Source organism: Microbacterium sp., assembly GCF_011620665.1.
Classification (GTDB): domain Bacteria; phylum Actinomycetota; class Actinomycetes; order Actinomycetales; family Microbacteriaceae; genus Microbacterium.
In genome coordinates, this window is record NZ_WOYQ01000008.1 from 12,825 (window position 1) to 24,440 (window position 11,616).

The 11,616-nt window shown below is 71.8% G+C and carries 13 protein-coding genes; 9 read left to right on the plus strand and 4 right to left on the minus strand.

The features are described from left to right. Positions 1 to 25: 25 nt before the first annotated feature. Positions 26 to 1,099, minus strand: coding sequence for a GTP 3',8-cyclase MoaA (gene moaA / locus QZV81_RS01680; RefSeq protein ID WP_292831510.1), 1,074 nt, complete (start codon positions 1,097 to 1,099; stop codon positions 26 to 28). A 279-nt stretch (positions 1,100 to 1,378) separates the two neighbouring features. Here moaA and modA point away from each other — a divergent pair, with 279 nt between their 5' ends. The 8 genes from modA to QZV81_RS01720 all read left to right on the plus strand — a co-directional run bounded on the left by modA (position 1,379) and on the right by QZV81_RS01720 (position 7,967). After that, the gene (gene modA, locus QZV81_RS01685; RefSeq protein WP_292831513.1) at positions 1,379 to 2,182 is read left to right on the plus strand and encodes a molybdate ABC transporter substrate-binding protein; all 804 of its coding nucleotides are present in this window, start codon (positions 1,379 to 1,381) and stop codon (positions 2,180 to 2,182) included. After that, positions 2,179 to 2,982, plus strand: a complete 804-nt coding sequence (locus tag QZV81_RS01690) for an ABC transporter permease (RefSeq protein ID WP_292831516.1) — start codon at positions 2,179 to 2,181, stop codon at positions 2,980 to 2,982. Before modA ends, QZV81_RS01690 begins: the two co-directional genes overlap by 4 nt. Continuing rightward, the gene (locus QZV81_RS01695) at positions 2,979 to 3,644 is read left to right on the plus strand and encodes an ATP-binding cassette domain-containing protein (RefSeq protein WP_292831519.1); all 666 of its coding nucleotides are present in this window, start codon (positions 2,979 to 2,981) and stop codon (positions 3,642 to 3,644) included. Before QZV81_RS01690 ends, QZV81_RS01695 begins: the two co-directional genes overlap by 4 nt. Next, positions 3,641 to 4,942 (plus strand): gephyrin-like molybdotransferase Glp, encoded by a 1,302-nt coding sequence (gene glp, locus QZV81_RS01700; RefSeq protein ID WP_292831522.1) that lies wholly within the window; start codon positions 3,641 to 3,643, stop codon positions 4,940 to 4,942. Before QZV81_RS01695 ends, glp begins: the two co-directional genes overlap by 4 nt. Then, on the plus strand, positions 4,929 to 5,414 hold the full coding sequence (gene moaC / locus QZV81_RS01705; protein WP_292831525.1) for a cyclic pyranopterin monophosphate synthase MoaC: 486 nt from the start codon (positions 4,929 to 4,931) through the stop codon (positions 5,412 to 5,414). The genes glp and moaC overlap by 14 nt, the downstream gene beginning before the upstream one ends. Next, the gene (locus QZV81_RS01710) at positions 5,411 to 5,884 is read left to right on the plus strand and encodes a MogA/MoaB family molybdenum cofactor biosynthesis protein (protein ID WP_292831528.1); all 474 of its coding nucleotides are present in this window, start codon (positions 5,411 to 5,413) and stop codon (positions 5,882 to 5,884) included. The genes moaC and QZV81_RS01710 overlap by 4 nt, the downstream gene beginning before the upstream one ends. Continuing rightward, a complete protein-coding gene (locus tag QZV81_RS01715) occupies positions 5,881 to 6,318 on the plus strand; it encodes a molybdenum cofactor biosynthesis protein MoaE (RefSeq protein ID WP_292831531.1) in 438 nt (145 codons plus the stop codon). The genes QZV81_RS01710 and QZV81_RS01715 overlap by 4 nt, the downstream gene beginning before the upstream one ends. Before the next feature lie 161 nt (positions 6,319 to 6,479). Next, positions 6,480 to 7,967, plus strand: coding sequence for a nucleobase:cation symporter-2 family protein (locus QZV81_RS01720; RefSeq protein WP_292831534.1), 1,488 nt, complete (start codon positions 6,480 to 6,482; stop codon positions 7,965 to 7,967). Positions 7,968 to 8,022: 55 nt separating this feature from the next. On the opposite strand, the gene hpxO is transcribed toward QZV81_RS01720, so the two are convergent. The 3 genes from hpxO to uraD form a co-directional block, all read right to left on the minus strand. Continuing rightward, positions 8,023 to 9,216 (minus strand): FAD-dependent urate hydroxylase HpxO, encoded by a 1,194-nt coding sequence (hpxO, locus tag QZV81_RS01725; protein WP_292831537.1) that lies wholly within the window; start codon positions 9,214 to 9,216, stop codon positions 8,023 to 8,025. 63 nt (positions 9,217 to 9,279) lie between these two features. Further along, a complete protein-coding gene (uraH, locus tag QZV81_RS01730) occupies positions 9,280 to 9,603 on the minus strand; it encodes a hydroxyisourate hydrolase (RefSeq protein ID WP_292831540.1) in 324 nt (107 codons plus the stop codon). Further along, the gene (uraD, locus tag QZV81_RS01735) at positions 9,600 to 10,094 is read right to left on the minus strand and encodes a 2-oxo-4-hydroxy-4-carboxy-5-ureidoimidazoline decarboxylase (RefSeq protein ID WP_292831543.1); all 495 of its coding nucleotides are present in this window, start codon (positions 10,092 to 10,094) and stop codon (positions 9,600 to 9,602) included. The genes uraH and uraD overlap by 4 nt, the downstream gene beginning before the upstream one ends. Before the next feature lie 137 nt (positions 10,095 to 10,231). Between uraD and allB the strand changes: the two genes are divergently transcribed. Next, positions 10,232 to 11,605 (plus strand): allantoinase AllB, encoded by a 1,374-nt coding sequence (allB, locus tag QZV81_RS01740; protein WP_292831636.1) that lies wholly within the window; start codon positions 10,232 to 10,234, stop codon positions 11,603 to 11,605. The last annotated feature ends 11 nt before the right edge of the window (positions 11,606 to 11,616 follow it).

Below are 11,616 nucleotides of genomic sequence, written 5' to 3' on the forward strand. Positions count from 1 at the left end.
CGCACCCGGATGATCCCTGCCACCCTCATCCTCCGATCTCGCTCATGCTGCGCTGCGGCGGCGCGAACCCCGGCCGGTCGATGCCGTGCCCGGCGGGCTTGGCCCACATCGCGGCGCGCCACAGATCGGCCAGTTGGTCGTCGTCGGCGCCCGTGCGGAGGGCGGTCGCCAGGGGCACCTCGTCGTGCGAGAACAGGCAGGCGCGCACCGTCCCCTGGGCCGTCAGCCGCGTGCGCCGGCAGTCGCCGCAGAAGGGCTCGGTCACCGAGGCGATGATGCCCACGGCACCCAGGGGCGCCGTATCGGCACGACCGAGCGGATGGACGTGCCAGCGCTGCGCGGGCGCACCCTCGCGCGGTGCGGAATCGGGCACAAGCGTGTACCTCTCCGACAGGCGCCGGCGCACGTCACCGGCGGTGACCAGGTCGGCGCGCCGCCAGCTCCGGTCGGCATCGAGCGGCATCTGCTCGATGAAGCGGAGTTCATGTCCGCGCGCGAGCGCCCACTGCAGCAGCTCGACCGGGTCGACCTCGACGTCTGAGACCAGGACCGCGTTGATCTTCACGGGGGCGATGCCCGCGGCCGCGGCCGCATCGATGCCGGCGAGCGTCCGGCGCAGCAGGGGACGACGGGCGATGCGCGTGAAGGCCTCGTCGTCGAGGGCGTCCAGGGACACGTTGATGCGATTCAGCCCCGCCTGCCGCAGCGCAACGGCCCGCTGCTCGAGTCCGATGCCGTTCGTGGTCAGGGCGATCTCGGGACGCGGGTCGAGAGCGGCCGTCCGGGCGACGATCTCGACGAGATCGGCGCGCAGCAACGGCTCGCCGCCTGTGAAGCGCACCGACGTGACGCCCAGCTCCCGCACGGCGATGCCGATCAGCCGGGCGATCTCGTCGGGCGAGAGCAGATCAGCCGTCGGCGTCCACGGCAATCCGTCTGCCGGCATGCAGTAGGTGCAGCGGAGGTTGCAGCGATCGGTCAGCGACACGCGCAGGTCCGTCGCCACCCGGCCGAAGCGGTCGATGAGGGCAGGCGACGCGGGCCTCGTCGCGAGGTCGATCGTCGGCCGGATGCCCGGCATCCCGAGTCCGATGCTCATACCCGGCCCACCGGGTGCACCGGGTGCACCGGGTGCACCTGGTTCAGAGGGGGCAGAGCGGGCATCGAGCCTCCGAAGGCGAGAACGGGTGGTTACACGGTAACAGCGACGCCACGCGGGATCGCCGCCGATGCCGCCGCCCGCACGCTCGGAGCGCGAAAACGGATGCCGGTGCGCCTCACGCCCGCAGCCGAGCCGGTATTCTCCGGTCATGGCGCCATCGCGGATCATCTGCAGTGCGGTCACCACCGCGTCCCCTCGGTCACAACCGGGCCGACGTTGAAGATCCCCCCCCTGCGAGCCGCCGCCGTGTTGACGACGGCGGCGTTCGCCCTGACTGCGTGTGGGGCCGGGGGAGGATCCGACTCCCCTACGGGGACGCCGGCGTCCACCGCTTCCGAGGCGCCCACCGGGGCGCTCACGGTCTTCGCGGCTGCTTCCCTGAGTGAGATCTTCACCGCGCTGGCCGCGGAGTTCGAGGACCGGAATCCCGGGGTCACGGTCAGTCTCGTCTTCGACGGCTCTGCCGGCCTCGCATCGCAGATCACCGAGGGGGCCCCGGCCGATGTCTTCGCCTCGGCCGACCTGGCCACGATGCAGACCGTCGTCGACGCGGGTGCGGCCGAAGACCCCGAGGTCTTCGTCTCGAACGTCCTCGAGATCGCGACGACGCCCGGGAACCCGGCCGGCATCGCGTCGTTCGCCGATCTCGCCGACCCGGCCCTGGTCCTGGTCGTCTGCGCACCGGAGGTGCCCTGCGGCGCGGCGACGGCGGCAGTCGAGACCTTGACCGGAATCGAGCTGCATCCCGTCAGCGAGGAGAACTCCGTCACCGACGTGCTCGGCAAGGTGGTCTCGGGCGAGGCCGACGCAGGTCTCGTGTATGCGACCGACGTGCTCGCGGCCGGGGGCGCCGTCGCCGGCGTGCCTTTCGCCGAAGCCGGCAGCGCGGTCAACGACTACCCGATAGCCGCCGTCACCGGTGCCCGGCAGCCGGAACTCGCCGCGGCTTTCGTCGCCTTCGTCCTGAGCGCCGACGCCCAGGCGCAACTGGCGGCAGCCGGATTCCGGCCGGCGCCATGAGCCGCCCCCACGCGTCTCCGGGGCTCCCCCGCTGGCTGATTCTGCCCGCGGTCATCGGCTTCCTCGTGATCACGATCCCGCTGCTCGCACTCGCCCTCCGTGCGGACCCGGCGCGGCTGTGGTCCCTGCTGACACAGCCCAGTTCGCTCGACGCGCTGTGGCTGAGCCTGCGGACGGCGGCGGTGAGCACGGTCGTGTGCCTCGCGCTCGGCGTGCCGATGGCGCTGGTGTTCGCCCGCGCCCGGTTCATCGGCCGCAATGTGCTGCGCGCGCTCGTGCTCGTGCCGCTCGTGCTGCCGCCCGTGATCGGCGGGATCGCGCTGCTGTACACGTTCGGGCGGCGCGGGCTGCTGGGTCAGGTGCTCGAGGTCGCCGGCATCCGGCTGCCGTTCACGACGGTCGCCGTCGTGATGGCGCAGGTGTTCGTCTCGCTGCCGTTCGTCGTCCTGGGAATCGAGGGCGCCGCGCGCAGCACGGGGGAGCGGTTCGAGGGCATCGCCGCGACGCTCGGGGCCTCGCCCACCCGCGTGCTGCTGCACGTGACGCTGCCGATGATCGTGCCCGGGCTGGTCTCGGGCGCCGTGATGGCGTTCGCCCGCAGCCTCGGCGAGTTCGGAGCCACTCTGGCCTTCGCGGGCAGCCTCCAGGGGGTCACGCGCACGCTGCCCCTGCAGATCTATCTCGTGCGCGAGAGCGACGCGGACTCCGCGGTGGCCCTCGCGCTCGTGCTGATCGTCCTGGCGATCGCCGGTGTCGCGCTGGCCTATCGTCCCGCAACGATCCGACGGGAGTCGCCGTGATCCGGCTGCGCGCGCGTGTGTCCGCGCGGGACCTCGACGTCGACCTGAGCCTCGAGGAGGGCGTCACGACGGCGATCGCGGGGCCCAACGGATCTGGCAAGTCGACCGTGCTGGCGGTCTTCGCCGGGCTCCTCGTCCCCGACGAGGGCGAGCTCATCGTCGGGGACGAGGTTCTCATGGGTGCCCGGGTCTGGAGGGAGTCGCACCGCCGCGGCGTCGTGCTCATGAGCCAGCGGGTGCTGCTGTTCCCGCACCTCAGCGTGCGCGAGAACGTCGCTTTCGGTCCGCGAAGTCATGGCCGGTCCCGGACGGAGTCTCGTGCGGCGGCGGACCGCTGGCTCGACGAGGTCGGAATGTCCGCGTTCGCCGGACGACGCTCCACGGAGCTGTCGGGCGGTCAGGCCCAGCGTGTCGCACTGGCCCGGGCGCTGGCCGCCGAGCCGCGCATCCTCCTGCTGGACGAGCCGTTCGCCGCCCTCGACGTGGCCGGGGTCCCGCCGATGCGCGCGTTGCTCGCGCGCGAACTGGCGGGGCGCACAGCGGTCATCGTCAGCCACGACACTGCGGACGTCGCCGCGCTCGCGGTGCGCGCCATCGGTCTGCGTTCCGGCCGCGTGGTGTCAGACACCTCGATTCGCACCTCGACGCGGGAGGACGCATGACTCGGGGCAGGCGCAGTGTCGCCGATCATCGCGCGGCCGTCGTCGCCGTACTGGCCGCGACCGGACTCGACCCGGCGGCCCCCGCCGGGCTGGGCGTCGAAGAGCTGCCGGTCGCGCTGACCTCGCTGGCACGAGATCCCCACCGTTGGCGCGACCGCATCCTGGCCGCGGATGTGGTCGCTGCCGCATCGCTGCCGCTCTTCGACAACGCGCAGATGGACGGCTACGCGGTTCGGGCCGCCGACCTGACCGCTGCGGCCGCCGACGCGCCCGCGGCTCTCGACGTGCTCCCCGCGACCGTGGCAGGCGAGCCCGGCGCGCTCCTCCGGACAGGGCAGGCCGTCCCGATCATGACCGGCGCGCCGATGCCGGCGGGGGCCGACGCCGTCGTCCCGATCGAAGAAGCCGATCCGCCGTGGTTCGGCGATCACGCGCGGGTGCGGATGGCGGCATCCGTCCCGCCGGGCAGGTTCGTCCGCCGTGCCGGCAGTGACGTCGCCGCCGGAGACCTGCTGCTACGCGCAGGCTCCGCCCTGACGCCGGCGGCGCTGGGCGTGCTGGCCGCCGCGGGCGCGCTCGCGGTATCGGTGCGCCGGCGGCCGCGGGTGCTGCTGATCGTGACGGGTCACGAAGTGCGCCAGCCCGGCGAAACGCTCGCTCCCGGGCAGATCCATGACGCGAACAGCTTCTCGCTGGGGCTCGCGCTGGCCGATGCCGGCGCAGAGATCATCGTCGCACCGTGCGAGAGCGACGACCCGGTGCGGCTGCGCGCGATCCTGGATGCGACGCTGCCCGGTGCCGACCTGCTGGTCACTGTCGGCGGCGTGAGCGCCGGTGCCCGAGAGGTGGTCCGCGACCTGCTCGCACCCCTCGGGGTCTGGTTCGGCGCCGTCGCGATGCAGCCCGGCGGACCGCAGGGGCTCGGAACGGTGAGCACCGGAGCCGGTGAGATCCCTGTGATCTGCTTCCCGGGAAACCCCGTCTCGTGCCTGGTCTCCTTTGAGGTGTTCCTGCGTCCGCTGCTGGCTGCACTGGCCACCGGCGGATCGTCCGCCGCCGTCGAGCGACCACGCGCGCAACTGCCCCTGGCCGAAGCCCTCGAGTCCCCGCGCGGCCTGCACCAGGTGCGACGTGGCATCGTGGATGCCGACGGCCGTGTGCGCGCCGTCGGCGGCGCGTCCTCGCACCTGCTGCACGCGTACGCCCGCTCCACGGTGCTCATCCACCTGCCGGCGGAGGTCGAGCGGCTGGCCGTCGGCGACGACGTGGAGACCTGGAGGATCGATGGATGCCGCTGACGAGCACGGACTGACCCACCAGCGCGCGGACGGTGCCGTGCACATGGTCGACGTGTCCGCGAAGCAGGCGACCCGGCGGGTGGCGACGGCGCAGGGTGTGCTGACCACGCGGCCGGACGTCGTCGCCCGGATCGCCGACGGGCACCTGCCCAAGGGTGAGGCGATCGCGGTCGCACGCGTCGCGGGGATCATGGGGGCGAAGCAGACCGCGAACCTGGTTCCGCTGTGCCATCCGCTGCCGATCAGCGCCATCACGGTCGAGATCACGCCCCGCACGACGGACGTCCTGATCGAGGCGACGGTGACCACGACCGGTCCGACCGGAGTGGAGATGGAGGCGCTGACGGCCGTCAGCGTCGCGGCCCTGACCCTCTACGACATGATCAAGGCGGTCGACCGGGACGCCGTCATCGGCGGCATCGCGGTCGTCGCGAAAGACGGCGGACGCTCCGGAGCCTGGCGGCGGACGTGACCGCCGCCGTCGTCCTCGTCTGCTCGACCCGCGTCGCCCAGGGTCTGCGACAGGACCGCACGGGTCCGGTCCTGTCGGGGTGGCTCGCCGGGCGCGGCTGGGACGTCGACACGCGCGTCATCCCCGACGGACCCCCGGTCGGGCGGGCGCTGCGGCGCGCCATCGAGAGCGGCGCGCGCCTGGTGGTCACCACCGGCGGCACGGGCGTCTCTCCCACCGATGCGACGCCCGAGCAGACGGCGCCTCTGCTGGCGCGTCCTCTGCCCGGCATCGCCGAGGAGCTGCGACGGCGCGGTGCCGCCACGACGGCGCACGCACTGCTGAGCCGCGGCCTGGCCGGGGTCACCGCCGACGGTGTGATCATCGTGAACCTGCCCGGGTCACCCGGAGGCGTCCGCGACGGCATCGGGGTGCTCGACCCGCTGCTCGATCATCTTCTCGACCAGCTCGACGGCGGTGATCACGCATGACCACGACGGAGCACGAGCGCGTGCTGCGGGCGGAGATCACGGCAGCATCCATCGACGCGCGCGCCGTCGCCGCCCTCGTGGCCGGCGCGTCGGCCGGCGCTCTGGTCACCTTCGAAGGGGTCGTGCGCGATCACGACGACGGCCGTGGCGTCACGGCACTGGAATACACCGCTCATCCGGGCGCGACGGAGGTCATCGCCGCGGTCTGCGCGCGTGTCGCAGACGCGCACGAGGGGGTGCGGCTCGCCGCCGTGCACCGGACCGGCCGGCTCCGCGTCGGCGAGGCCGCGATCGTCTGCGCCGTCTCGTCGGCCCATCGAGCCGCGGCGTTCGCGGCGTGCGCGGAACTGGTCGACGAGCTCAAGGCGCTGCTGCCCATCTGGAAGGAGCAGCGCTTCACTGACGGCACGACCGAGTGGGTCGGCGCGCTATGACGCCTCGCCGGTCGTGTTTTTCCGGCGTGTGACAGCGCGGTAAAGCCTGCGCGACAGTCGTCGGCGGACTCTTCCCGCGTCGGTGGGCTCGTCCTAGGGTCACCGCAACGGCGATGGCGCGGGGCTGTCGTGACGGTCTCGCCCCGATGAGGAGGCTCGAGATGACCGAGATCGACGTGCAGGCGGCAGCCGAGGCACCCCAGGAGGACGACAACACGGTCGATTCGATACCCCCTCTGGCCCGCCTGTTCCCGCTCGGTCTGCAGCACGTGCTGGCGCTGTACGCCGGCGCGGTCGCGGTGCCGCTGATCGTCGGCGGCGCGCTCGGCTACAGCTCGGCCGATCTCGCCTTCCTCATCAGCGCCGACCTGTTCATCGCCGGCATCGCCACGATCGTCCAATCGGTCGGCTTCTGGCGGTTCGGCGTGCGACTGCCGCTCATGCAGGGCGTCACCTTCGCCGCCGTCGGGCCGATGATCGCGATCGGCCAGCAGCACGGCATCACGACGATCTTCGGCTCCGTGATCGCCGTCGGCCTGTTCATGATCCTCATCGCGCCGTTCTTCGCCCAGTTGCTGCGCTTCTTTCCGCCCATCGTCACCGGCACCGTGATCCTCATCATCGGGCTGTCGCTCATGCGCGTGGCCGCGGGCTGGATCATGACGGGGTCGACCACGGAGGCGCCGGGCGCGCCACCCGTCAATGTCGCCTTCGCGTTCGGCACGCTCCTGTTCATCGTGCTGCTCGAACGGTTCGCACCGGCCGCACTCGCCCGCGTCTCCGTCCTGCTGGGGCTGGTGGTCGGAACGCTGGTGGCTCTGCTCGTGCCGGGCATGGTGGACTGGTCAGGGGTCGGGGATGCCGCCTGGTTCGCGGTCGTCACTCCGTTCCACTTCGGGCTCCCGACCTTCGAGATCTTCTCGATCCTGTCGATGCTCGTGGTCGGGATCGTGATCATGACCGAGACGACCGGCGACATGATCGCCGTCGGCGAGATCGTCGACAAGCCGGTCGCCCGTCGTCAGCTGGCCGATGGGCTCCGCGCGGATGGCCTCGGCACTCTTCTCGGCGGCATGTTCAACACGTTCCCGTACACGGCGTTCGCGCAGAACGTCGGTCTGGTCTCCCTCACCGGAGTGCGCTCTCGCTACGTCGCGACCATGGCGGGCGGCATCCTCGTCGTGCTCGGACTCATCCCGAAGGTCGCCGCCGCGGTCGAGGGCGTTCCTCGTGCCGTGCTCGGCGGTGCCGGCATCGCGCTGTTCGGCATGGTGGCCGCCAGCGGCATCCGCACCCTGACGAAGGTGAAGTTCAACAACAAGAACGTCCTCGTCGTCGCCCTGTCGGTCGGCGTCGCGCTGCTGCCGACGGTGACCCCCGCGATCTACGACGAGTTCCCCGACTGGTTCCAGCTGATCTTCGACTCGGGCATCTCGGCCGGTGCGATCGTGGCGATCCTGCTGAACCTCCTCCTCAACAGCGATCAGGTGCGCACCGCCCAGGCGGGCGAGGCGTCGATCGGCGCCTACGACGCGGTCCGCGGCCCCGCCGCCGCCGCGCTCACGCACGCCGACGCAACCGGGACCGGGCTGATCCCGACTCATGTGCTCGATGACCCGGAGACGGAGGAGGAGGAGAGGAAGGAGTAGTAGGCGTAGGCGTAGGCGTGCAGGGCGCACCGCCGCCTCAGCCTGGCGACCCCGGTCAATCGCCGGGCAGTCTCCCGCCGAGATCGACCGGGGTGCCGGCGATGTTGCCCACGATGCCACGGATGATCCCCGCACCGTCGGTGCCCCGCAGGCTCGCGTACCAGGCGGCCGTGGCGTCCGCGTCGAACGCGTGCGTCTCGTGGCCACGCCTGCGCGCCCGCAGCACGAGGTCGCCGGCCCGCTCGACACGGACCCGCTCGTATCTCTTCAGGGTGTCTTCGACGCTCAGGGTGTTCGTCGCGAAGGCGATCCCCAAAGCGAAGGCATCTTCGAGCGCCGAGCACGCGCCCTGCCCGATGTCCGGTGCCGTGTTGTGGGCCGCATCGCCGAGGATCGCCACACGGCCCTTCGTCCAGGTCTCGAACGGGGTGATGTCCCAGATGTCGACGCGGTTCAGCGAGGTCACGGGGTCGATCGCCTCCAGCAGCGCCTGCACACCGGGTGCCCATCCCGCGAACGCCGCCAGCAGGGGGGCCTTGCCCTCGGCGCGGTCGTAGGGCAGGCCGGCGGGCTGGGGTACATCGAACCAGAAGTAGAAACGATCGCCGGCGACCGGCATGACCGCCGCTCGTTTGCCGTCGGCGACGTACGTCGTCCAGGCCGTCGGCCGGCCGATCGCCGGATCGACGGGGATCAGGCCGTTGAAGTTCGTGTATCCGCAATACTCGCGCACGACCTCGGGCGCCCCCTCCGGCTGCACGTAGGCGCGGGTGAGCGAGCGGGCGCCGTCCGCGCCGATCAGCAGGTCTGCCGTGTCGTCGCTGCCGTCGGCGAATGTGACGGTCACGCGGGCGCCGTCATCGGCGATCGCGACCATCTTCGTGTTCAGGTGGATGCGCTCACGGCCGAACCGGTCCATCAGCGCGGCCTGCAGGTCGGCGCGGGCCACCGGATAGGGCTTCTGCCCGGACTGGGCCGTCACCGGCGCCAGCGAGAAGTCGCAGAGGATCTCGCCGCTGGCTCCGTCCCGGTAGACCATGTCGGCCATGTCACCGCCGAGCGCGGCGACCTCGTCGGCGAGGCCGAGCCAGTTGAGGACCTTGACACCGTTCGACCACAGCGACAGCGCCGCCCCGACCGGCTTGTTCTCGCGCATCTGGTCGTAGATCACGACCTCGTGGCCCAGACGTGCTAGGGCGATTCCCGCGCTCGTCCCGCCGATGCCTGCTCCGACGATGATGACCTTCATACCGGCACGCTAGGGGTGGTGTGTCACCGGGGCGTTTCGAACGGATGCCGAGGTGTTGAAGACTCAGGAGCCGCGATAGGTGGAGTAGCCGAACGGGCTCAGCAGCAGCGGCACGTGGTAGTGGGGCAGGTCTGCGACGGTGAAGGCGATCGTGACCCGCGGGTAGAACGTGTCGACCCCGCGCGCGGCGAAGTACGGGCCGGTCTGGAACGCGAGCGTGTAGTCGCCGCGTGCGAGACGCTCCGGCCCGAGTGCCAAGCGCCCGTCGGCATCGGTGAGCCCGGTCGCGATCGCTTCACCGTCGGGGCCGGCCAGGGCGACGGCTACGCCGACTGCGGGCGCGCCCGCAGTCGCGTCGAGGACATGGGTCGTCAGGTGGGTGCTCACGCGGTCACCGTCTGCTCGAGGCGCAGCACGGCGATCTCGCGGAGCTGCTGGGCGACGACTGCGGACTCGGTCGCGTCGTCGTTGCCGAGCCGCTCGCGCAGCCGGAGGAGGATCTCCGCGGGCGAGCGTCCCGCCGCACGGATGAGGAACACGCGGCCGAACCGGGCCTCATAGGCGAGGTTGCCGGCGGCGATCGCCGCCGCGACGTCATCCGGCGCACTGGACATCGACGCCTGTTCTCGCGCCGAGTCGGAGGCCCCCTGCTGGCCGGGAGCCGGCCGTTCGCCGATGCGCGGATGGTGGGCCAGCGCGATGTCGACTTCGTCGGCGGACCACGGCGCGGCCGACCAGGCGGCGTCGCGCAGCGCGGCGGCCGACGGGTACGGGCGGGCGGCGACGAGGGCGGAGACCCATTTCGGCACGTCGGCCCACACGGCTGCGGCCGCGGCGGCCGCGTCGTCGGGCAGTGCGTTGAACTCTTCGATCGTCATACGTCCATCCGTGCGGTCGCGGCAGGAAACCTATAGTTGGGCTTGCCGCCCATCGTTCGGCCGTGAGGTCGACGATACCCGTGGCGGCCAGCACAGACCGGGAGTGGTGCGATGAACACGTCGGAACCCGTGGCGCGATGACACGCGAGCGCCTCATCGTCCGCGCCTCCCGGGCCTACGTCGACGGGTCGTTCCAGCCCGCCGCGGTCGTCGTGGAGGACGGGACGATCCGCGATCTCGTGCCGGTGCAGACGCGCGTCGCCCGCGCGATACCCGTCGGCGTGCCCGCGGACGCCGTGCTCCTGCCGGGGTTGGTCGACTCCCATGTGCACGTCAACGAACCGGGCCGCACCGAGTGGGAGGGATTCCGCTCGGCGACTCTTGCCGCCGCGGCCGGCGGTGTCACGACTCTGATCGACATGCCGCTGAACTCGATCCCCCCCACGACGACCGTCGCGGCCCTCGAGATCAAGCGCGCCGCCGCCGCGGCATCCGCCTACGTCGACGTCGGATTCTGGGGCGGAGCCGTGCCCGAGAACCTGGGCGCTCTCGGCCCCGTGCACGAGGCCGGGGTCTACGGGTTCAAGAGCTTCCTCGCCCCCAGCGGAGTCGACGAGTTCGGCCACCTCGACCGGGATCAGCTCGACCGGGCGATGGCCGAGGTCGCGGCGCTCGACTCGCGCCTGATCGTCCACGCCGAAGACCCGGACCTGCTGACGGATGCCGGTGCCCTCGGCCGCGGGTACGCCGCCTTCCTCACATCCCGCCCCGCGGCCAGCGAAGAGGCCGCGATCGAGGCGGTCATCGCCGCGGCGCGGCGGCACGGCGCGCGCGCCCACATCCTCCACCTCAGCGATGCGCGAGCCCTTCCGGCGATCGCCGCGGCGAAGGCGGCGGGGGTGGATCTCACGGTCGAGACCTGTCCGCACTACCTCACGATCTCCGCGGAGGAGATCCCCGACGGCGCGAGTGAGTTCAAGTGCTGCCCCCCGATTCGCGAGGCGGCCAACCAGGACCTGCTCTGGCAGGGGATCGTCGACGGAACGATCGACGCGATCGTCAGCGACCACTCGCCGTCCACCGTCGATCTCAAGCGCTCCGGCGGTGGTGACTTCGGTCTTGCGTGGGGCGGCATCGCCGGACTGCAGGTGGGCCTGTCGGCGGTGTGGACCGAGGCGCGCCGGCGCGGCATCCCGCTGGAGACGCTCGTGCCGCTGTTCACGACCGGCCCCGCGCGCGTGGCCGGTCTCAGCGGTGCCGGCGAGATCGCAGTCGGAGCGCCCGCTCACCTCACCGCGTTCGGTCTCGACGATCCGCTGCGCATCGACGCGCGCGCGCTGCAGCACCGCAACCCGATCTCCGCCTATGACGGCAAGCTGCTGCACGGTCGCGTGCGCCGCACGTGGCTGCGCGGCGTGAGCGTGTTCGATGCGAGCGAGGGCGGTGCCGGTGAGGCACCATGGTTTCGTCGGCCTCCCGCCGGCCGATTGCTGTCGAGAGGAATGCCGTGAGCGAGATCCTG